Genomic DNA, 20,957 nt, shown 5'->3' on the forward strand with positions numbered 1-20,957 from the left:
AACCTGTTTGGGTTGCGGGCCCGCGTTCTTCTCGCCGTGCGTCTGATGCGACGGCTGGTTAGCCCATGTCCTCGCCCAGGAGCACGATGACGTCGTACTCGGTGCTGTAGGTGCCGTCGTTCTCGCGGATGTGGGAGCTGCTGAGCCCCAGCGTCTCGGCCACGCCCGCGGCCACGCCCTCGGCGCTGCCGTTGTAGTAGATCGTGGTCGTGGTGTTGCCAAACGAGGACGCGTTGTCGGAGCTGGCGTAGAAGCCGGTGTAGTTGAGGGTGTCGGCCGTGCTCGCGCCCAGGCCGCTGATGCCCGCGCCGTTGAGCACGAAGACGGAGCCAGAGTAGACCGGCGTGACCTCGGGCTCGGTGACCGCTTCCTCGTCCTCCTCCGAATCCTCGGACGTGGTGTCGACCTCGCCCTCCGTGATGTTGGAGCCAGAGCCGATGGAACCGGCAACGCCTGCCGTGAAGTCCTGGCTGGCGTCGGAGTAGGGGGACTCGCCGGCCTCCACGCGCGCCATCATCTCCTCCCAGGCTGCCTGGTTGGGAATCTCGTACCACACGCTGTTGATGTACTCGGAGACCGTGGGGGTCTGGCCGGAGTACATGTTGTTGTCCACGTCAAAGCTGCGGAACTGCGCCACGAGGCTGAGGATGTCCGTCGCGCTGAAGTCCGTGCTCACGCTGTCCGCGAGCTCGGAGACCGTGGTCGCCATGGTGGCGATGTCACCGAGCTGGAGGACCTTCTTCACGATGGCGCCGATCACCATGCGCTGGTTGGCGGCGCGGTAGAAGTCGCCTCCGCCGTAGTCGTCGTAGGCGTGGCGCGCGCGGCACAGGCCAAGGGCGGTGGCGCCGTCGATGGTCTGCGTGCCGGCGGGCAGGTCGATGACGGCGTAGTCGTCGTGGATTGCCACCGGCAGCGTGACCTCGATGCCGCCGATGGTGTCAACGATGGAGGTGAGCTGCTCGAAGTCCACCTCGGCGTAGTGCGAGATGTCCACGTCTGCAAAATCGGAGACGATCTCGGTCATGTACGCCGCGCCGCCGATGGCGTAGGCGTCGTTGATCTTTCGCTCGCCGTTCTCGCCCATGTCCACGAGGGTGTCGCGCGGGATGGAGACGAGGGTCACCTTTTGTGCGGGCGCGTCCACGCGCGTGAGGATGATGGTGTCGGCACGGAAGTTGGAGGTGTCGGCGCCCCACTCCTCCGCTCGGCCCTCGCTCTTGTCGACGCCCAGGAGCAGCATGTAGAAGGGCTCCTGGGGCTCCACTGCCACGAGCTGCTGGCGGAGGTCGTCGCTCACCACGTCCTTGTCCGCAAGGCGGCCGTTGAGGTCCGCGAGCCACAGGCCCACCGCCGTGCCCGCCCCGGCGAGCACCACCAGGACGGTGACGAGAAGGACCTTGAGCACGCGGCCCGCACCCTTCTTCCTGCGGCGCTGGCGATAGGCCTCAACGCCCTCGGCGCGGGAGGGCGCCATGTGGGCGCCGGCAGGGCGCCCCGAGGAGGAGCGGCGGCTCGTGCGCGGCTCGGTCATGGGGCGCGGCTCGGCCGCCTGCCGCGCCGCGGCTGCGGGCTGTGCCTCAGCGGCCCCGCGCCCGTAGCGGCTCTCCGAGTAGCGCGCCTGCTCGGCGCTGGTCATCTGCCGGTGTTTTCTCTTGTCGGCCACAACGGCCCCTTCTGTTGTGGAGGCCTGTGGCCCCGCTGGCGGCTCGATTCAGACGCATAAATGATAGAGAAGTTGGGTGAATGACGCATGAAGGGCCCAAAAATGGGCGCGTTTTCCAGAAAACCGGCAATAATGTTGAGGTTGCATTTCCTGAATCACGTTCCGGCGCACGGCTCTCCGTGCGCGTCGAGAAGACCGGAGGATGTATGAGCGAGGCCACCCCCAAGCAGTTCGTCGCGGTTCTGGACTTTGGCGCCCAGTACGGCCAGCTGATCGCGCGTCGCGTGCGCGATCTGCACGTGTACTCGGAGATCGTGCCGTGCGACATCCCCGCAGACGAGCTCGCCGCCATGGGGCCCTCCGCCATCATCCTCTCCGGCGGCCCGGCCTCCGTCTACGCGGAGGACGCGCCCAGGATCGACCCGGGTGTCCTCGAGCTTGGCGTGCCGGTGCTCGGCTTCTGCTACGGGCACCAGATCATGGCGGTGACGCTGGGCGGCGAGGTCGCGCACTCTGAGGTGGGCGAGTATGGCCCGGCCACGATCGTGCGCGACGGCGAGTCCGCTCTGTTCGCGGACACGCCCGACGAGCAGACCGTGTGGATGAGCCACCGCGACGCCGTGAGCCGCGTGCCCGAGGGCTTCGTCGTCACGTCCTCCACGGACGTGTGCCCGGTGGCCTCCATGGAGTGCCCCGAGCGCAGGCTCTTCTCGACCCAGTTCCACCCGGAGGTGCGCCACACCGAGCACGGCCGTGCGCTGCTGGAGAACTTCCTCTTTGGCATCTGCGGACTCGACGCCACCTGGACCATGGACAACATCATTGAGGAGAAGGTCGCGGAGATCCGCGCGCAGGTGGGCGACCGCAAGGTCATCCTGGGCCTCTCTGGCGGCGTGGACTCCTCCGTGGTGGCCGCGCTCGTGCACCGCGCCATCGGTGACCAGCTGACCTGCGTCTTCGTGAACCACGGCATGCTCCGCAAGGGCGAGCCGGAGATGGTCGAGGAGGTCTTCCGCGATCAGTTCCAGGTGCCGCTCGTGCACGTCCACGCAGAGCGCCGCTACGAGCGTCTGCTCGCCGGCGTGACCGAGCCGGAGGAGAAGCGCCGCCGCATTGGCTCCGAGTTCTGGAAGGTCTTCTTCGACGAGGCCCAGCGCATCGGCGGCGTGGAGATGCTCGCGCAGGGCACCATCTATCCGGACATCATCGAGTCCGGCGCGCGCAAGACGGGCGGCAAGGCCTCCACGATCAAGAGCCACCACAACCTGATCCCCTTCCCCGAGGGCGTGCACTTTGACCTCATCGAGCCGCTCGACCACTTCTTCAAGGACGAGGTGCGCGAGCTGGGCGTGGCGCTCGGTCTGCCCGACCGCATGGTCTACCGTCAGCCGTTCCCGGGACCGGGCCTTGCCATCCGCATCATCGGCGAGGTGACCTCCGAGAAGCTCGAGATCCTCAAGAACGCCGACGCCATCGTGCGCGAGGAGCTGGACGCCTACAACGAGCGCCTCTTTGAGGAGACGGGCGAGCGCAACTCCGAGCACAGCTGCTGGCAGTACTTTGCCGTGCTGCCCGACATCCGCTCCGTGGGCGTCATGGGCGACGAGCGCACCTACGCGCGCCCGGTGATCGTGCGCGCGGTGGAGTCGAGCGACGCGATGACCGCGGACTGGGCGAAGCTGCCCTACGACGTGCTGGGCCGCATCTCGAGCCGCATCGTGGCCGAGGTGCCCGGCGTGAACCGCGTGGTCTATGACGTCACGCCCAAGCCTCCCGCGACGATCGAATGGGAATAAATTCCGCCTGATTTTCTCCAAAACTTGCTTTATTACGGCCTTATTTTCGCCATTCTGTGCGAAAATAAGGCCGTATCTATTTTAGGAGAGGAGCTTGTATGGAACGATTCCTCATGGATGGGCTCGTTGCCTGGAAGGACGGGCTCCGTCGCAAGCCGCTCATCCTCAACGGCGCGCGCCAGGTGGGCAAGACGTGGCTTCTCCGGGAGTTCGGCAGGACGCAGTTCGAGAACGTCGCGTACGTGAACCTCGACGACAACCCAAGGATGCGCGAGCAGTTCGAGCTGGGCTACGACATCCCGCGCATCGTCTCGGCCATCCAGTTCGAGACGGGGGAGGTCGTGTCCGAGGGCGGCACCCTCATCGTCCTTGACGAGATCCAGGCGTGCCCGAAGGCGCTCACCTCCCTCAAGTACTTCTGCGAGGACGCGCCCGGGTACGTGGTGGCTGCGGCCGGCTCGCTTCTGGGCATCACCGTGCACGAGGGAAGCGGGTACCCCGTCGGGAAGGTGAATACGCTTGACCTTTATCCCCTTAGCTTTCGGGAGTTTCTTGTCGCAACGGGGAACCGGACGCTCTGCGACCTCATCGACACGGGAGACACGAGCCTCATCAACGGCTTCTCAAGCAAGTTCGTTCCGCTCCTCCGCCAGTATTACTACGTCGGGGGGATGCCGGAGGCGGTGAGCGTCTTTCTTGAGCGAGGTCTCTTGGAGGATGCGCGTGAGGTGCAGCTTGAGGTCCTGCGCGGCTACGAGCGCGACATCTCGAAGCACCTGAGCAGGACCGAGACCGAGTACGCGCTCGCCGCGTGGCGGTCGATCCCGTCCCATCTCGGGAGGGAGAACAAGAAGTTCGTGTTCAGCCACATTGCTTCGGGTGCGCGGGCACGGAACTACCAGGCGGGCATCACGTGGCTCACGCAGGCCGGCATCACGACTCTCGTCCGCAGGATCTCGAAGCCTGGCATCCCTTTGGCCCCCTATGCTGACGATACGGCCTTCAAGCTCTTCCTTGTGGACGTCGGCCTGTTGGGCGCGATGGCGGAGCTCGACAAGGAGACGGTCGTCGGGGGCAGCGAGATCTTCGAGGAGTTCAAGGGCTCCCTCACCGAGCAGTACGTCTGCCAGCAGCTCGTTTCCGACTGCGGGCTCACGCCGTACTACTGGTCGGCCGAGAACTCTTCAGGAGAGATCGACTTCCTGGCGCAGGGGCCGAATAGCGTCTACGCCATCGAGGTGAAGGCGGAGGAGAACCTGCGCGCCAAGAGCCTCCGGGCGTTCAAGGGCGCCCACCCGGAGATCAAGTCCGTCCGCTTCAGCCTGTCGGGCTACCGCGAGCAGGACTGGATGAGGAACGTCCCGCTGCACGCGATGTCAAACATGGGGTTGTGGGGATAGGCCGAGCAATGTGATGGTCTGCGTGACTGTTTACGGGGAGGCGGCAATGGTCGTAGGGCCGGAGATGGGACATGCAGTGATTTGAGCGGGACGTGTTTAGCGTGACAGCATTTTGAGCCGGGCGTCTCTGTGGCACAAGACACTTCTATTGAGAAGAAATGCCGCATACGGCAAAACTGCTCAATAGAACCGACTTGGAAACCAAGATGAGGTACGCGTGGAAATCGGGCATGACCAATACCTCAACAGACTCAACGGGCTTCTGCGCATGAGAAACGTCGACGTGTGCGTGACGGGGGGGGCAACTCGAAGCTCCTCTCGCATGACGTCATGACGGAGTTCCGGGGCCGCGGGGACGAGGTTCGAATACGGCCGTTGTCCTTCTCCGAGTTCATGCAAGGCTCCGGCGGCGACCGCTACCAGGGCTGGGCCGAGTACGCGGTGCGCGGAGGCATGCCGCTCGCTCGCGTGGCCCCGTATCAAAAGGGCATCACGATATAGAGACACCCCCGTGTCCTCCTACGTGAGGGGCAGGCGCACCACAAAGACGCTGCCCAGGAGAAGGCGGTGCCGTCACTCGACGATTTCGTATCCCGCGCGCTCGAGAATGTCCAGCGCCCTCTGGTAGCTCTCCTTCTTCACCAGAACGTAGTCGGTGTTGTAGGTCGAGATGGCAAAGATCGAGATGCCGTTCCCCGCCAGTGTCTCCGCGATGCCGGCCAGTATCCCGATGAGAGGGAAGTTCAGCATCCCTTGGATGCGGAAGCCCCTCCACCTGTCGTCTCGCTCAACAACGTTCGACGGGACATCGCCGGTGGCGCATACCAGGGAGTTCTCTTCATCCGTCTTGCCGATGAAGCTGTACTCTGCGCTCAGATCTACCAGCGAGTAGTCCTCCACCTTGCATACGGAGAACTCCCGATCGAGCTCCTTCGGCTTCATGGCGCCTGCCCCTCCTGCATTCCGATTCCGCCCTTTCCCCTTAGATAATCGCATTGTCCCCGCCGGCTGCGGCATCCGACCGAACGTTCGGAGGCCGCAGCTGCCTCATTGGCGCGGCTATGCCGTCGGCCTCTGCGCACGAGCCCCTCTCAGCGCGGGCACTTGCGCGAGGCACACGCCGGCGAGGATAACGACCACGCCCAGCCATTCGATGACACCGAGGGGCTCGCCAAGCACGATCATGGCGATGAGAAGGCCGGCGGGGAGCTCGGCGGCCGCCATGACGGTGGAGAGGCCGGCGGGCAGGTGCGGGGAGCCCAGGCCGAAGAGCAGCACCGGGCACATGAGGCCGAAGAATCCCGCTACGGCGGCAAAGGGCAGGATGCCCTGGAAGACGACGTCGGAGACGAGGTAGTTGGGACACACAGTGAGCGACATGATGCCCGCGCCGAGGCACACGATGACGCCTCGCTGCTCGTTGGAGCAGCTAGCCTTGACCTTGCCAGAAAACGTGACGAACAGAGAGCAGGTCACAGCCGCTCCGAGGGCACAGACGAGGGCGACGGGGTCGTAGCCGGCGAGCCCTGTTTTGTAGACGCCGCTTGCGAACACGGTGCCGAACACGATGACCGCGGCCGAGGCGATTTCGAGGGGCTTGGGCGCCCGCCGCGTTATGATGGTCTGCCAGATGAGTCCCATCCAGGTGAACTGGAACAGCAGCGTGAGCGCTACGGGTGCGGGGAGCACGCTCATGGCGTAGCAGTACAGGATCGAAGTGGTGCAGGTTAGGGCGCCAAGCCCCATGAGTTTGAGCGCCTGCGTGCCCGTAAGGCGAACCAAGCGCCCGCCGCGCGCCAGTTTCACAGCCGTTGCAAGTACGAAGAACAGGCAGCCGAACCACGCCTGGCTCGCCACCACCTGCGCGGAGGTAAAGCCTGCTGCGTAAGCAAGCTTGTACGTGGTTGCCATCGCGCCATAACAGGCCCCGCCGGCAAATACCTGCAGGGCGGCCGTAACCTGGCGATGCTGCGAAGACGAGGCGTCCGTAGATGGCGTTTGCGAATTGATTGCGCTTCCCATGTTCTCTCCCTCCCGCGCCCCGCCTCGCGCGGGGCATGGCTTCGTACGTTTCGAGCTGTCGGAAGAGAGACCATGCGGTTGGCGACCGCCGACAAAGAAAAGGCCACGCGACCGAAGCTCGGTTGCGTGGCAAAAAGGTGGCTTGCGCCCAGAAAAGTCCACACGTTTTTAGACGGACTAAATTGTCGAGGGTTCTTCGAAAATGTCAAGCAGGAATGGTCGGATCGCCCTCGGCTCTTGACAGCGCTGACGTTGAGGCCATAATGGGTCTCGAAAATCGCAGCGGATTTTTCCGGATACCGTCATCTTTTCGCCGCTCGCCTGCCTCTGGCAGACGGGCGGCCTTTCTATATAGACAGCACCAGCGGGAGAAAGGACATGACATCATGGCGAACGACCTTATCGACCTCATCAGGACGCGTCGCAGCGTGCGATCATACACGGCGGAGCCCGTGCCGGAGGAGCTGCTCGATCAGGTGCTCGAGGCGGGCACCTTCGCGCCCACCGGCGGCGGCCATCAGTCTCCGGTAATCGTGGCGGTGACCAACCCCGAGACCCGCGAGCGCCTGCGTCGGCTCAACGCCGCCGTCATGGGCAGGGACACCGACCCGTACTATGGCGCCCCGGTCATCGTGGTCGTGCTCGCCGACGGCGGACGCGGCACCTTCGTTGAGGACGGTTCCTGCGTGCTGGAGAACCTCATGCTCGCGGCGCATGCCCTGGGGCTCGCCAGCTGCTGGATCCACCGCGAGCGTGAGGTCTTCGACAGCGCGGAGGGCAAGGCGCTCCTCAGGGAGTGGGGCCTGCCCGAGACGCTGCGCGGCGTGGGCGCCATCGCCTTGGGATACGCCGCGGGGCCCGAGGGCGCGGCCGCCCCGCGCAAGGACGGCTATGTTGTGCGCATCTAGCAGGATTTGGTCTTGCCAGAGGCGTCCGTCCTCCTCGGCGGGAATGCAAGCCGCTCGGAAGCTGTCGAGCGAACATCGGCGTTGAGTTCATATTGAGTTCAACTCAAGTGCTCGAAAATTGCCAGATTCTGGCGAATAGGGGGACACCGATACACCACGTAGACGAGAGGCTATGGAAGTGCACGATTTGATTACTGAGTGGGAGTAGGAAATTCGGCAGTTATGGGGGTATAAATCGTCAATCATGCTAGAAATACCCCGATAAAAGAGATATTTGCTATACTGGCTCCAGTCGAGAGATTGGGGCCAGTATGCGTTTGTTCGAGCGCGAGGACTACCTTGGGAAGATCCGCGGGTTCTACCACGACGACGGCGTGATCAAGGTCCTCACCGGGGTCCGCCGGTGTGGCAAGTCGTGTCTCATGCAGACCATCGCCGAGGAGCTCAGGGCCGCGGGGGTGCGGGAGGACCAGATCATCTACCTCGACCTCGACCGGTACGGCTTCCGCTCGGTGAAGACGCCGGAACAGCTCGAGGCGCTGATCGAGCCCGCGCTCAAGACCCGCGGCATGAAGTACCTCTTCATCGATGAGATCCAGAACGTCGAGGGGTTCGAGGAGGTGGTGAACGAGTTCCGCTCCGAGGGCGGATTCTCCATCTTCATCACCGGGTCGAACTCCTATCTGCTCTCCGGTGAGCTCGCCACCAAGCTGACGGGGCGCTACGTCGAGTTCGAGGTGCAGACGCTCAGCTTCAAGGAGTACCGCGAGATGAAGCGCTTCCTCGGGCAGGCGGTCGACCCCAACCCTGTGGCCGAGCTTGACCGCTATATCCTCGAGGGCGGCTTCCCCAAGGCGCTCGACTACCCCAAGATGGCGGACAAGCGCGCCTACGTGTGCTCCGTCATCAAGGAGATCTTCGAGAAGGACATCCGCCGCCGCGTGAAGGTGAAGAACGTCTCGGTCTTCAACCAGGTGCGCGACTACGTCATCAACAACTTCGGCGCGACGACCTCGCTCACGAACATCCAATCCGATCTCGAGCGGCAGGGCGTTCGCATCAAGCGCGAGACGCTCAACCGCTACCTCCAGATACTCGAGGACGCCAAGATCATTAGCAAGTGCACGCGCTTCGACATGAAGTCGCGCAAGTCGCTCAAGGGCGAGCAGAAGTACTACCTCGCCGACCTGGGCTTCTACTTCGCGCTCAACACGGACAACCGCATCAACTACGGGCCGGTGCTGGAGAACATCGTCTACTGCTACGCGAGGAGCCTGGGCTACGAGGTGAGCGTGGGGCGCATCGGCAAGCTCGAATGCGACTTCGTCATGCGCTCGCCCGAGATGGAGTACGCCTACGTGCAGGTGGCGATGACCATCATGAGCGACCGGAAGACCGAGGACCGCGAGTACCGCCCGCTCGTCCAAATCAAAGATAACTACCCCAAGCATTTACTGACGCGGAACGATCCCATTCAGCGAAGAGACGGCATTGCCCACGCCAACATCCCCGAGTTTATGCAGGAAAGAAGAGCTTTCTAAAAGGTCAAATGGTTAGTTGAGAAGGCTATTCTGGATGGGGCGGAAAAGTGCTGGCGGTACTATTGCACACAAAAACGGGGAAGGCGATACCATTGGGAAAAACGAAGGAACCAATGAGCTATATTAAGTCAATTCATATTGAGGGCTTCAAGAAATTCAAATTCGTTGATGTTTCGCTTAACCCACACATGAACATTATCGTTGGGGAAAACGAGGCAGGAAAGAGCACTATTCTTGAAGCAATAAGGATTGTCCTCAACCAACAGTATCGTAATGCTGATAAATCAGTTTTGTCTGATTTATTTAACGCTGAAAACGTTGCAGCCTTCAAGGCCAATCCGAGCGTCAAAACGCTCCCAAAAATCGTGATCGAGCTATTTCTTGAACTGGACACCCATAAAAAGGATGCTCCCTATTATTATGGAGAAGTCTATGGCGGTAGAGGCCGGAAAGACGAGAAATATGGAATCCGATTTGAGTGTATATTTGATGCCGAGCTCGGCTCTGGTCTAGAAGGCTTTATCAGCGAGGGTAACTTGCCGCTTGAGTATTACTCGCTAACATGGACGACTTTCGCAAAGAACCCATATAGGACAATTAAACGCCCCCTCAACTTCTTGTTTATCAACGCGGCGACAAGTGCAGCGGGGCCTTCGTTTAACTACTACAACAAATCATTGTTTAACAGTAAATACGACAACGAGACTCAAGCAAGGGCGAAGAACGAATTCCGAGCTAAGCTTGATAGCGCCTTTGATTCTGTTGGCCTTGACCCCATCGACAAGAAAAGGAGGTTTGGAATCGACGGCAAGAAGGTGCAACTAGAAAATATCATTTCGGTGTTCGAGGACTCTATCCCGCTCGAGAATCGCGGCAGCGGAATGGAGAGCCTAATTAAAACTCAGATTGCTTTCAGCAAGGCGAGCGCACTTGATGTGGTATTGATGGAGGAGCCTGAAAATCACCTGTGCTTCACAACGATGAGGAAAATGCTAAACGAGATTTCTGCCAACGGGAAAGGCTCTCAGATAATCATTACGACCCATAGCAATATGATTGCCTGTACCCTCAACTTAAGCAATGTTCTTTGGGTTACCGAGGGCTGCACGCAATCCTTGAGAGATGTTCCTGGCGATGTTGCAGAATTCTTCACAAAAGCAGACAACAACGCATTCCTGCAGCTGCTCTTATCCAAGAGAGCCATTCTGGTTGAAGGGGCTACCGAATATATCTTGCTGCCCAAGCTCTATGAGCAACTTACCGGAAGAACCGTTGAGGATGATGAGGTTACGGTCATTCCTTGTGGAGGCGTTTCGTATAAGAGATACCTTGCAATAGCGGAGTGCGCTAATAAGAAGGTAGCCGTTATCACGGACAATGACGGGGATTCTGACGGAATCTCTGAAGCTAACAAATACAACAGCCTGCATGATTGTCAACACGTTTTCATGGATCAGACAATCGAAGGGTGGACATGGGAGGTATGTTTTTACAAGGAGAATAAAGAAACCCTCGATGGGCTTATTAAGGTCGCTCCAAAGGCAAAATATCTGTTTAACAAGAAGGACTACGGTCCTGTTCTCGGCAAGATGCTAAACAACAAAGCAGATGTTGCGTACCAGATGTTGATCTCGGGAATCAAGTTTACTGCGCCAAAATACGTGAAAGATGCGATCGCATGGCTAAACGAATAATCCTTGCAGTTGCCGGTGCTGGCAAAACCTACCATATTTGCCATGCCATCGATCCTGAAAAGAGAAATCTTATACTTGCTTTTACGCGTGAGAACGTGGCCAACATTCAGAGAGAGCTGATTGATGCGTTCGGCACAATACCCGAGCTGACAGCTATTTCAACATTCGATTCGTTCGTCTATCACAACTTCATTCTTCCTTATGAGCCGAGCATCGGTGCCCATTTCGGTTGTGCGCAATTTGCCAGCAAAGGGATTACCATGATTGATCCACCGCCTCGGCGCGTTAAGTCAAGTGGCGGAAAAATGATTCCGAACAGAAGATATGTCGCTAAAGATAGGCTACTTCATTACATTGATGGCAGCTTAAGGTATTACTGCGCGACATTATCCGAGCTTGCTCTACAGGTCAAATACGGTGACGGCACGCTTGTTGGCAGGGCTGCAAAGCGCCTAAGCCTCTTCTACGATGATGTCTATATCGATGAATTTCAGGATTTTCGAGAGCATAATTACGACCTAATCGTAAAGGTTTCAAAGGCGCTTGATAATGTGACCCTGGTTGGGGATTATTATCAGCATTCGGTTTCTGCGCAAAATAACAGCGGTAAGCCCTTTGCTAAAGGTAAGGTTGAGATTGGATACCAGGAGTTTCTGGGAAAACTTAAAAAGGAAGGATTCGAGATAGATGAAACATCGTTACGCGAATCTCGAAGATGTGCTCCTGCTGTCTGTTCGTTTATTAGAGAAAAACTGGGCATTCAAATAATCTCTTCGGGAGACGGCGAAGGCAAAGTAATTTGGGTCGAAGAGGACCCTGACGCAATCCTTTTGAATGACGAAGTAATCAAGCTCGTTTACAACAATTCCGATGGCTATGCCTTCCGCTCTGTGAACTGGTCGTATTCAAAAGGCGATACCATGGACTCAACGTGCGTTGTGCTTACGGATGGATTTGAGAGGTTGGCGGAAGAAGACTTCTCGCCGCAAGGCATATCGAGGCAGACGATTAATAAGCTGTATGTTGCTCTGACGAGAAGCCGTGGAGACGTATACCTGATAAGAGCATCCGTATTCAAGTCAGTCAAAGACAGGTATTGCCTCTCTGAAAGGAAATAGCCGGCTCCTAAATGGCTTCAAAACTCCAAAGCTTGGTGTCAAAATCGGCTACGCACGCATCACCAAATGACACCAGAAGCCATCAGATAAAGGAAGGCTTCTACAGAGTGGGAACAGCGAATTATTATTCTAATTTGCGCCAGCATGGCGCGAAGGTAGGACTGCAGTATTTCTGGGCTCCCGCATTTTGAGGGAGTTGATGTCGATGAGCGCGCTGTCAAACGCGTTTGGGGTGCCGGCTTCGGTAAAGATAATCGGCTGAACGTCGAGTATTACGAGCTCGTTCGTGAGCGAGGCCATTCCCGCAATCATGTCGAGTGACGAGATAATCGCCCTCACGCTCGAAGTTCTCGGCATGAACGCCTCTGATATGCGCTGTGCATACTGCGGCAACCTTGCGACGGAGTGGGACCATCTCAACGCCATCGTGCGGGATAAGCGCCCGACTGGCTACATCTCGGAGATCCACAACCTCGTCCCCGCATGTGGGAAGTGCAATCAGTCGAAGGGCAACAAGCCCTGGAGGAGTTGGATGTTCGGGCCATCACCGCTGTCGCCCGCATCGCGAGGAGTGGGGGACATCGAGGAGAGGGCCGAAAGAATCGCCGACTACGAGCGGAGGTTTCCTCCGGTGAGAATCGACTTCGAGGCGGTGGTCGACGGGGGTCTGTGGAGGGCGTATTGGGATGCGCACCGGAATCTGATCGAGGAGATGAAGCGCTGCGAGGAGCTTGCAACCGCCGTCCGGGCGGAGATTTCCTCTCAGGCCGAGCCGCTGCGGGACAGGTGGATTGATTCTGGACATTAATCTGGACAACGATGCGGACATGACCAGAAAAATGTCCTGAATAGGCCGGGGCTCACCTTCTTCTTGCTGAGAAAAAATGCCGCATACGGCGAAATTGCTCAATAGAAATCACGGGTGAGTTTCGCCGGCAACGCTCTGGGCGGGACCGCCGATTCCGAAAGAAGCCGGGAATGCATCGCGGTCCTTGCGGGAAAAGCGGGTTCCGTGACAGGCTGCGCGCACAAGGAATAACCGGCATCCGCCGGCCTTGGCTCGTCGCTATTGGGTTGTCTCTGGAGTTCGTCTTATCGGCTCTGCACCCGGCCGAGAGGGGGAAAGACGGGCCCTACTCTGACCACTCGGACTTACTCTTACCCGAACTGGCCGCTTCATGTGACGGCATGTCATGCGCCTGAGCTGCGGATTTATGCTGTGGGCAGGAGGGTTGCTACTGGGCTGCTCGGACCTACTCGGACTTACTCGAACCCGCTCTGTCCGAGCGAGGATTACGGATTTCAGCGGATGGTCGCAGTCACCAGTGGGCTTTCAAGAGTCGATCTAAAAAACTAGAGCGGTTCCGCCAGGCGGCCCCGCTCTTACAAAACCTTGATGGGTTTTTACATCTGTCGTTATTCTGCCTGATTCGGAACTTAGGCGTCAACAAGCCCTCCCCGGAGGAAGTCGAAAGGCGACGATGGCGTTGACTATGGCCGTGAGAGGCGGCCGGCCGCTCTGTCCATGACCTCGCTGAGCATCGCCAGGCCGTTCTTCAGCTCGCCCTGCTAGGAGAAGTAGCCCCTGTGCGCCATGAATCGCCTGCGCAGGGCTTGGAGCCTCTCTGCGGCGTCCCCTCTCGCGTCCTCGCTCTTGACCAGGTGCATGTAGCAGAGGGCGAGGGCGGTGAAGTCGTGGACGATGGGCGCCCTCTTGGTGAGCGACACGAGCTCGCGGTCGATTCCCAGCTCCTCGACCGCCATCCTCGAGATGGAGCCGACGGGCTTCCTCAGCTTCGAGCCGAGCGTGCTGAGCATGTTCCCGTTGTGGGCCGCCGCGTTCCTCAGTGCCTTCGTCGGGAAGAGTAGGCCCTTCACAGCCTCCTCGTCCTTCATCGCTCGCCGCTCGAAGACGTAGTACTTGTAGAGCGAGATGACGCCCCCGAAGGACGCGAGCTCGAGGTAGCTCCAGACCGCCATGTGCCCGGGGTCCCCGTACTTCTCGACGAGCCCACGGGTGTAGGAGGACCCGCCCAGCCCGGCAAGGCTCCTCTCGGTATGGTCGGGGTCTATCCCGCCGAGCGAGTCCGACGATAGGTGCAGCAGGCCCGCGAGGGCGTAGATGACGGTCCTGACGTCCGAGGAAGTCAGGTCTTCGGATAGGGCTCTGACTACAGGGGCCTTCGACCGGGCGGAGTCAAGGTCGGCCCTCTTCTCGAGTACCTTTATCTTCCTTTCGTGCTCGGATTCGAAGAAGGAGGCCATGAGTTCGTAGGGGTCGTCCCCCGCGTCCATGATCATCCTATTGAGCTCGACCTTCATGTAGTGCTCGATGTCGAGGGTGAGCGAGAGGACTGACTCGCGGAGGTGGTGGTCGAGCTTCGTGAGCTCGGCGAGGTAGGCGAAGTCGAGGTTGATGTAGGAGCCGAAGTGCTCCGAGCCGGGGTTGGTGTAGCGGGAGAAGCACTTCGCGAACACCTTCACCTTGAAGAAGAAGTTGCTCTCCCGCAGGAATCGCTCGGCCTCCCGCTCGTCCGTCAGCTCGAAGCGGACCCCTCGGTCCTTGAGGTGGCGGACCTGCTGGGCGGCGTCGATGAGCGGCCGTTCCCTCGTTGTCGCGGTGCCGGGATCTCCCATATCGGCTCCAAAAGGTAAGAAAAATGCGGCTGAAGGTACAGGTACCCGCAGCCGCTAAAAGCCCTAGGGCTTTTCACAATGACTGAAGTATACCCGATTGAGGCGAACGGGGGAAGCGCTCGGGAAGTGCGGGCCATCCATCAGAGGAGTTCCATACCCTCGACATAGAGGGGTCTGCGCGCACGACGATCGCGCTGGCGCCGACGGGGCGGGGGTAGGCTCGCCTCTCACCTCCGCGACATCCCGAAGATGAGGGCGTCCTCGCGCTCGACGTCCGAGGGCTCCGCCTCGCCGCGCATGGCGGAGAACTCCCGCGCGAGGAAGTCGACCGTCCAGGCGAGCTCCTCGTCGACCTCGTTGGCGGAACGGATGCGCCTGAGCTCGCGGTACACGCGCCCTCTGCTGACTGCTCATTTATGTCCGCGCGAACGCCTATGTTGTGTGCGATGGAACTATCTCTACGTGACGGCAGGACAAAGAAGGGGTGGTGCCGCCGTGAACGACGCGGACCGCGTTTTTGCCCGGATATCGAGGCGCACAAGCTTGGCCCGGCGCGCTATCTCGCTGGGATGATTGCTCGAAATTGAGGAAAGGTCAAATAACCAAGAAGGGGGCCACATGGAGTGGAAGCTCGTTGCACCGGATATCGACAGGCTTCTCGGATGCTTTAACGGGGGATACAAAAATCCCGCCGCCCAGACGCGCAAGGTGCTCGGCGCGCTCGACCACCTCATCGAGGAGCTGGCTGATCTCGCGCCGCTCGCGACCAGCAACGAGGCGAAGTCCATTTGGCTCAAGGTTCCGCGTGGGAGCTTGGACGATTTCGACAGCTACGAGGACCCACTGGGCGAGGGGGAGGTGGGCTCACGCGAGGAATTCATTGCGCTGTGGGAGAGCGAATATCCGGATTCCTATAAGTGGTACGAGCTCGTCATCATGAAGAGCGAGCGCTGCCGGGCGGTATCGGTCGGCAGGGTGTCCGTTGTCTGCGCCGATCTCGGCCGGGAGCCCGCTGAGGGCGACTGGCATGAGGAGCATCTGCTTGCGCTTCTCGAGATGCTTGTACGAGCTGCGAGCGAAAGCATGGATGCCTTGAGGAGTGGTACGTATAACGAGACCGTTGCCAACGAGCTCCCGTACTTCCATCGCATCGGCGTTGTTTCGCGAGGCGACGTCTGGGCATGCGAGCCGGAATCCAGGGCGGCCCACTTCGACGGGATGGATAGCGATACGTTCGAAGCGTTCTGCTCATATGCGTCATCGGATGCTGAGGATGCGAGCAAGATCAATCGCCTGCCCTCCATGACGGGCAACGATTTCTTGGCCGCATGCGCGCTTGGCTACGAGGCGTGCGGATATAACTTGTGTGGAAAAGGCGGTAAACGCCTACCGCTTGACGATCTGTATCTGTGCTATGCAGACGGACGCGACGAAGGGCTTACCGGTAAGGGGATGGGCCTCCATTCCGGACCGGGCGTTGACCTTTCGAGTTCTGATGCATGGGAAGAATGGTATTTCAATCGGAACCGAATCGGCGGGCACCCGTGGGAGGTATGCCGTGGCGGGAATTCTACCCACGTGAGCCTGTTCGTCTGTCACGACGGGCCGGAGACGGAATTCCGGCATCGCCTCGGAGAGCTCAGCGACGCCGAGTTCCAAGAATCGAAGAAACTCTGGGGGTACTACTACGCCGTCGCGGGCAAAGCGTGGAGCAGATCGGTTGAGGCGGTGGGCTTCTATGTTGCCCTCAAGTGTGCTGGGCTGCCCGCAGTTCTTTGCGATGCTCGTGCGGTTCTTGCGCGGTTCAAGGGAGAGGACCTTATCGGCGTGGTTCCCCACGACGTCATCCCCGCGTACTGCGAGAGTATGTTTCCCAAGCGCCTGGGGACAATTCTCGACTTCATGCACGTATACGATGAGGATATGGCGAACTTTGGCGATAAGATCGAGTGGCTGCCAGAGCCCGCGGCACGGTTGGCGAGTCGGGCTATGGAATAAGTCGTTATGATTAGAAAAACTAATTGAAAAAAATGCCGCATACGGCAAAAATGCTCAATAGAAATCGCTCGGGAACCAAGGTGACGTACAAAGGGAAATCAGGCGGGACCGATACCTCAACGGGCCCATCGGCCGCATGCACAATGGCATGGTTAAGATGGTCTCAGGCATCTGGCGCTGCGGGAAGACATGCCCGCCTTTCAGCCTCTTTGGCGACTACCTGCGCTCGGAGGGCGTCGACGACGACCACATCATTGAGGCCGCGCTTGATGTCGAGGAGAACGCAGCTCTCCGCGGAGAGTACGGCGTGGTTACGGCGAGCGTGTTCGACTTCCTGCTCGACAAGGACTGCCTCTCTGGGATAGAGGAAGCGAGCGGTGGCGTTGGGTTCGTTTTGAGTTCAACGCAGGCATCCATAATCTGGGTCACTCCGACGATGGGGGCGACCGCATGGCGCGCGGCTGAGAGTGCACGAGAGTGGACAACTCGCTCGTCTGTCGATAGCAACGAGATAAGTATTGTACTCACTATATAAAATGAAGAAGGAGCCATAACAATCTCGTCGTTCGAGAAGGGAACGGACCGATGGAGAGAATGGGCGAGGACGCCGAAAAGATTATGGCGGAGCGATTTGGAAAAGACTCCATCATCGCGTTGGCAACAGTGGAGGATGGGGTGCCTTACGTGCGCTGGGTAAACGCCTATTACGAAGACGGCGCGTTTTACATCATCACGCATGCGCTCTCAAATAAGGTGAGGCAGGCGGAGCGTAGCCCTGTCGTCGGAATAGCCGGCGAGTGGTTTACGGCGCATGGAAGAGGCGTCAATCTGGGCTATTTCGGGAAGGAGGGCAATCGTCGAATTGCCGAGAGGCTGCGGAGAGCGTTTTCCGAGTGGATCGACAACGGCCACAATGACTTTGATGATGAGAACACGATAATCCTATGCGTGGAGCTGACGGATGGTGTGCTGTTATCGCATGGAACGAGGTATGAGTTCCAGCTCTCGGCATGATGGCATTGTCGAGTGGGAGTTAATTTTCAGGAAGCTATGGGGGTATAAACCGCCATTTTTGACAAAAATGCCCCGATAAACGCGATATTTGCTTTGCCGGTCCCAGTCGAGAGGCTGGGGCCGGCATGCGTTTGTTTGGGCGGCGGGACTAGCTTGAGCGGGTTTGCTCCCTCGGCCACTATGGCGTCGCGATCGATGCGTCCGCCGGTATTTGCCGGTGCGGCACGTCGTGCCTCATGCAGGCAATCATGGGGCTCGATGCTGGGGGCGCCGCGGGGCGAGGCGCTTCCTCGGGCGCTCCTTCGGCCCCGTTCCTGCGGCAGAAGGCAGAGCTGGGCAGATGATAAAATGGATTCGTCTGATCGCCGCCGGCAAGCGTCAACGCCTCGAGTTTGGAGGGCGCGCATGGACCACGATTTCTACGAGTGGGCGTCCGATGCCCCGCTCCGTGCGCCCGACGGCTTTTCGGAGGCTGCGACTGCGGCAGGGGTTGCTGCCTCGGTCGCGGAGCGAAACGAGATACTGGCCTATGCGCTTCAGACCTTCGGACGTGGCCACGCCCAGCTGCTCGGACGCATTCTCTCTGGTTATGAAAAGGCGAAGAGGCTGCAGATTCGCGGAATGATCGCCTATGCGGTGGTTGCCGCGCTGGCCCTAGCTGTTGTTCTGGCGCTTCCGCTTTCCATGGATGCGGAGCTTAGGGTTATCGTTTGGCTCTCGTTTGCCGGGCTGCTCTTCATTCCGTTCATTCCCCTGTGGATTCTGCTCTGCAACCATGTTCTCGCACCTGACTGGGATACCTATGCGACGTGGTATCGCCGCCGTGATCGCAAGGGGCTTGGCTTCGAGGATCTCTATCGCGCCATGGGCATGACGCGTTCGTAGTGAGAGCGATAAAAAGGAAGCCGTGCTTGCGGTCTCGTGCCACGTAGACGAGGGCGCGTGGGGTCCATTTTCCGCTTGCGAGGCAGGGGTGGAGTTCCGCCTGTTTTTCTCCAAAAATGGCTAAACAACGGCCTTGTTTTCGCCAATTGATGCGAAAACAAGGCCGTGTCTGGGAGCGTGCAAAAGTGCCTGTCCCCTTTGCACGCTAGATTGCCTTGAACTCCCTGAGGATCTTTTCGATGTCCGTCCCCTTGATCTTCTTGAGCGCCTCCTTGAGCGCAAAGCGCTCGACCAGCCCGAGCTTCATGTCGGTGATCGGCTTGCCGTCACGCAGCTTCACGCTTGCCATGAGCAGGTCGCGCACGTCAAAGACGCTGCCCCACACCTCGGGCACGCCGCGGTCAACGTCGCAGAGCGTGTAGACAGCCTCCATGCCCGTGCGCATGGAGTACTCCGTGGTGAAGATGGTGTCGCGCGGCGTCTCGGCAAACTGGCCGATGAAGGCAAAGTTGACCGCGCCGTCGGGCACCACGTCGGGGCGGTCGCCCGCCGCCCGCGGCATGAAGAACGCCGTGATGTAAGGCATCATGACGGGTACCGTGTTGGCGTGGTTCGCGGCGAGCTCGGCGATGCGGTCCTCGGGAACGCCCATATGGTAGAGCCACTCCTGGCAGATCTCCTCGCCGGTGCAGTCGCGCATGGGCTTTTTCACGTAGTTGCCGGGCTCGTCAGGGAAGAGGCCGTACACCCAGACGCAGAGCTCGTTCTTGGGCTGGTCGCGGAACTGCTGCTGGCGGTTGAGCGTCCAGCTCATGAGCCAGTTGGAGTCGGTGCAGGTCACGATGCCGCCGGTGACCACGTGGCCGGTGAAGGGGTCGCGCTTGCAGATTGCCTGGATGTAGGGTGGTATCTCCCCGTCGAAGGTCGTGACCGTGGCGCTCATCCACTTGGTCTTCTCGGGGTCGCCGCAGAAGGTGTCGGGATGGCCGAAGCTGGGGTCCTGCGCGGCGATGCGGCGCCACATGTCCCAGCCCCCGCCGGGGGCGAGTTCGGGCCTCCATGCGGCGGGCCTGTCCTGCGCCCCCATGGTGGAGTTCTCGACGCAGCCGCCGTTGGTGATGAAGACGAGGTCGTCCTCGGTGAGGTCGATGACCGTGGTCGCGCCGGCCTCGGCTCCGTCTCCTGCCGCCGTCCGGCTCAGCACGATGCGCGTCGCGACCTTCTTCGCGGGAGAGCTGTGGGGGTTGCGCGGAAGGGCCGCCTGCTGGATGCGCTGGATGGTGTCCTGGCCGGTGCCGGTGCGCGGACGCACCGGGCCCGCGCCGCCTCCGATGGAGAACCTGATGTCCTCGACCTTCGTGTTGAAGTGGAACTGAACGCCCGCGGCCTTGAGGTACTCGACGAGGGGCAAAATCATCGACTCGTACTGGTTGTACCTGGTGAAGCGCAGGGCCGAGAAGTCCGGCAGCCCGGCGATGTGGTGGATGTAGCGCTTGATGTAGAGCTTCATCTCGAGCGCGGAGTGCCAGTTCTCGAACGCGAACATGGTGCGCCAGTACATCCAGAAGTTGGAGGAGAGCACCTCGTCGTCAAAGAAGTCGGTGATGGGACGGTCATAGAGCTTCTCGTCGGGCGTGAAGAAGAGCTCCATGATCTCCATGGCCGCCTTGTCCGAGAGGCCGAACTTCCCGGCGCACCCTGCGTCCTGCCCGCGGTTCTTCGTCGCACGGCAGAGCGAGTAGTTGGGGTCCTCCTTGTTGAGCCAGTAGTACTCGTCCAGGACGGAGACCCCAGGCGTCTCGATGGAGGGGATGGAGCGGAACAGGTCCCACATCACCTCGAAGTGGTTGTCCATCTCGCGGCCGCCGCGCATGACGTAGCCAAGGCCGGGGATCTCGAGGCCGTCGCACGCGCCGCCGGGTACGTCGTCCTTCTCGAAGATGTGAATGTTCTTGCCTGGCATCTGGGCGTCGCGTACGAGATAGCACGCGGCGGAGAGCGCCGCCAGGCCCGTGCCCACGATGTAGGCGCTCTTGTGCTCGATGCCCGCGGGCTTCCTCGGGCGAGCGAACGCTTCGTAGTTGCCGCTTGAGTAGTACATGGCCGCACCTTTCCTACGTGCGCACCGGGCGTGTCCGATGCGTCTGGTTCCATGGTGGGGCCTCGGAGGGGGGCATACCATGAGCAGGGCGGCGCTTCTGTAAGGATTCTTATCAATGTGACCGGATTGTACAGACGGGCGAGAAGAACGGGCGAGAGGGACGGGCGATGCCCGCGC

At 60.0% G+C, this 20,957-nt stretch carries 18 protein-coding genes; 12 read left to right on the forward strand and 6 right to left on the reverse strand.

The window, feature by feature from the left end:
* Nucleotides 1–58: 58 nt before the first annotated feature.
* Nucleotides 59–1,666 (reverse strand): LCP family protein, encoded by a 1,608-nt coding sequence (locus B5F79_RS05660; protein ID WP_143786248.1) that lies wholly within the window; start codon nucleotides 1,664–1,666, stop codon nucleotides 59–61.
* Nucleotides 1,667–1,872: 206 nt separating this feature from the next.
* On the opposite strand from B5F79_RS05660, the gene guaA reads away from it, so the two are divergent.
* The 3 genes from guaA (at nucleotide 1,873) to B5F79_RS05675 (ending at nucleotide 5,363) form a co-directional block, all read left to right on the forward strand.
* A complete protein-coding gene (gene guaA / locus B5F79_RS05665; protein ID WP_087218626.1) occupies nucleotides 1,873–3,462 on the forward strand; it encodes a glutamine-hydrolyzing GMP synthase in 1,590 nt (529 codons plus the stop codon).
* A gap of 98 nt (nucleotides 3,463–3,560) precedes the next feature.
* Nucleotides 3,561–4,862, forward strand: coding sequence for an ATP-binding protein (locus B5F79_RS05670; RefSeq protein ID WP_087218629.1), 1,302 nt, complete (start codon nucleotides 3,561–3,563; stop codon nucleotides 4,860–4,862).
* Between the two features lie 285 nt (nucleotides 4,863–5,147).
* Complete coding sequence (locus B5F79_RS05675) at nucleotides 5,148–5,363, forward strand: AAA family ATPase (protein WP_241147260.1); 216 nt, start codon at nucleotides 5,148–5,150, stop codon at nucleotides 5,361–5,363.
* Nucleotides 5,364–5,435: 72 nt separating this feature from the next.
* Here B5F79_RS05675 and B5F79_RS05680 read toward each other — a convergent pair whose 3' ends face one another.
* Both B5F79_RS05680 and B5F79_RS05685 read right to left on the reverse strand, forming a co-directional pair.
* Nucleotides 5,436–5,804 (reverse strand): ACT domain-containing protein, encoded by a 369-nt coding sequence (locus B5F79_RS05680; protein ID WP_075575905.1) that lies wholly within the window; start codon nucleotides 5,802–5,804, stop codon nucleotides 5,436–5,438.
* 117 nt (nucleotides 5,805–5,921) lie between these two features.
* Nucleotides 5,922–6,773: an EamA family transporter gene (locus tag B5F79_RS05685; protein WP_206391046.1), complete on the reverse strand. Its 852-nt coding sequence runs from the start codon at nucleotides 6,771–6,773 to the stop codon at nucleotides 5,922–5,924.
* Between the two features lie 497 nt (nucleotides 6,774–7,270).
* Here B5F79_RS05685 and B5F79_RS05690 point away from each other — a divergent pair, with 497 nt between their 5' ends.
* From B5F79_RS05690 to B5F79_RS05710, 5 genes are all read left to right on the forward strand, one after another.
* Complete coding sequence (locus tag B5F79_RS05690) at nucleotides 7,271–7,792, forward strand: nitroreductase (protein ID WP_087218632.1); 522 nt, start codon at nucleotides 7,271–7,273, stop codon at nucleotides 7,790–7,792.
* Nucleotides 7,793–8,103: 311 nt separating this feature from the next.
* A complete protein-coding gene (locus B5F79_RS05695) occupies nucleotides 8,104–9,333 on the forward strand; it encodes an ATP-binding protein (RefSeq protein ID WP_087218635.1) in 1,230 nt (409 codons plus the stop codon).
* Between the two features lie 113 nt (nucleotides 9,334–9,446).
* A complete protein-coding gene (locus B5F79_RS05700; protein ID WP_087218638.1) occupies nucleotides 9,447–11,027 on the forward strand; it encodes an ATP-dependent nuclease in 1,581 nt (526 codons plus the stop codon).
* A complete protein-coding gene (locus B5F79_RS05705; RefSeq protein WP_087218641.1) occupies nucleotides 11,012–12,145 on the forward strand; it encodes an AAA family ATPase in 1,134 nt (377 codons plus the stop codon). Before B5F79_RS05700 ends, B5F79_RS05705 begins: the two co-directional genes overlap by 16 nt.
* Nucleotides 12,146–12,431: 286 nt before the next feature.
* Nucleotides 12,432–12,953, forward strand: a complete 522-nt coding sequence (locus B5F79_RS05710) for an HNH endonuclease signature motif containing protein (protein ID WP_087218644.1) — start codon at nucleotides 12,432–12,434, stop codon at nucleotides 12,951–12,953.
* A 761-nt stretch (nucleotides 12,954–13,714) separates the two neighbouring features.
* Here the strand turns inward: B5F79_RS05710 and B5F79_RS05715 are convergent.
* Together B5F79_RS05715 and B5F79_RS10990 are read right to left on the reverse strand one after the other, a co-directional pair.
* Complete coding sequence (locus tag B5F79_RS05715; protein WP_087218647.1) at nucleotides 13,715–14,782, reverse strand: Abi family protein; 1,068 nt, start codon at nucleotides 14,780–14,782, stop codon at nucleotides 13,715–13,717.
* A gap of 227 nt (nucleotides 14,783–15,009) precedes the next feature.
* The gene (locus tag B5F79_RS10990; protein ID WP_158094847.1) at nucleotides 15,010–15,174 is read right to left on the reverse strand and encodes a hypothetical protein; all 165 of its coding nucleotides are present in this window, start codon (nucleotides 15,172–15,174) and stop codon (nucleotides 15,010–15,012) included.
* A 226-nt stretch (nucleotides 15,175–15,400) separates the two neighbouring features.
* Between B5F79_RS10990 and B5F79_RS05720 the strand changes: the two genes are divergently transcribed.
* The 4 genes from B5F79_RS05720 to B5F79_RS05735 all read left to right on the forward strand — a co-directional run bounded on the left by B5F79_RS05720 (nucleotide 15,401) and on the right by B5F79_RS05735 (nucleotide 18,679).
* On the forward strand, nucleotides 15,401–16,780 hold the full coding sequence (locus B5F79_RS05720) for a hypothetical protein (RefSeq protein WP_087218650.1): 1,380 nt from the start codon (nucleotides 15,401–15,403) through the stop codon (nucleotides 16,778–16,780).
* A 148-nt stretch (nucleotides 16,781–16,928) separates the two neighbouring features.
* Nucleotides 16,929–17,315 carry a hypothetical protein gene (locus B5F79_RS05725; RefSeq protein ID WP_143786250.1) on the forward strand — a complete coding sequence of 129 codons (387 nt, stop codon included), beginning with the start codon at nucleotides 16,929–16,931 and terminating at the stop codon, nucleotides 17,313–17,315.
* 50 nt (nucleotides 17,316–17,365) lie between these two features.
* The gene (locus B5F79_RS05730) at nucleotides 17,366–17,794 is read left to right on the forward strand and encodes a pyridoxamine 5'-phosphate oxidase family protein (RefSeq protein ID WP_087218656.1); all 429 of its coding nucleotides are present in this window, start codon (nucleotides 17,366–17,368) and stop codon (nucleotides 17,792–17,794) included.
* A gap of 405 nt (nucleotides 17,795–18,199) precedes the next feature.
* Nucleotides 18,200–18,679 carry a hypothetical protein gene (locus B5F79_RS05735; protein WP_087218659.1) on the forward strand — a complete coding sequence of 160 codons (480 nt, stop codon included), beginning with the start codon at nucleotides 18,200–18,202 and terminating at the stop codon, nucleotides 18,677–18,679.
* Between the two features lie 205 nt (nucleotides 18,680–18,884).
* Here the strand turns inward: B5F79_RS05735 and B5F79_RS05740 are convergent, their stop codons facing one another.
* A complete protein-coding gene (locus tag B5F79_RS05740) occupies nucleotides 18,885–20,780 on the reverse strand; it encodes an oleate hydratase (protein ID WP_087218662.1) in 1,896 nt (631 codons plus the stop codon).
* Nucleotides 20,781–20,957 lie beyond the last annotated feature (177 nt).

It is taken from the genome of Olsenella sp. An285 (assembly GCF_002159625.1).
GTDB classification, from domain to species: Bacteria; Actinomycetota; Coriobacteriia; order Coriobacteriales; family Atopobiaceae; genus Thermophilibacter; species Thermophilibacter avicola.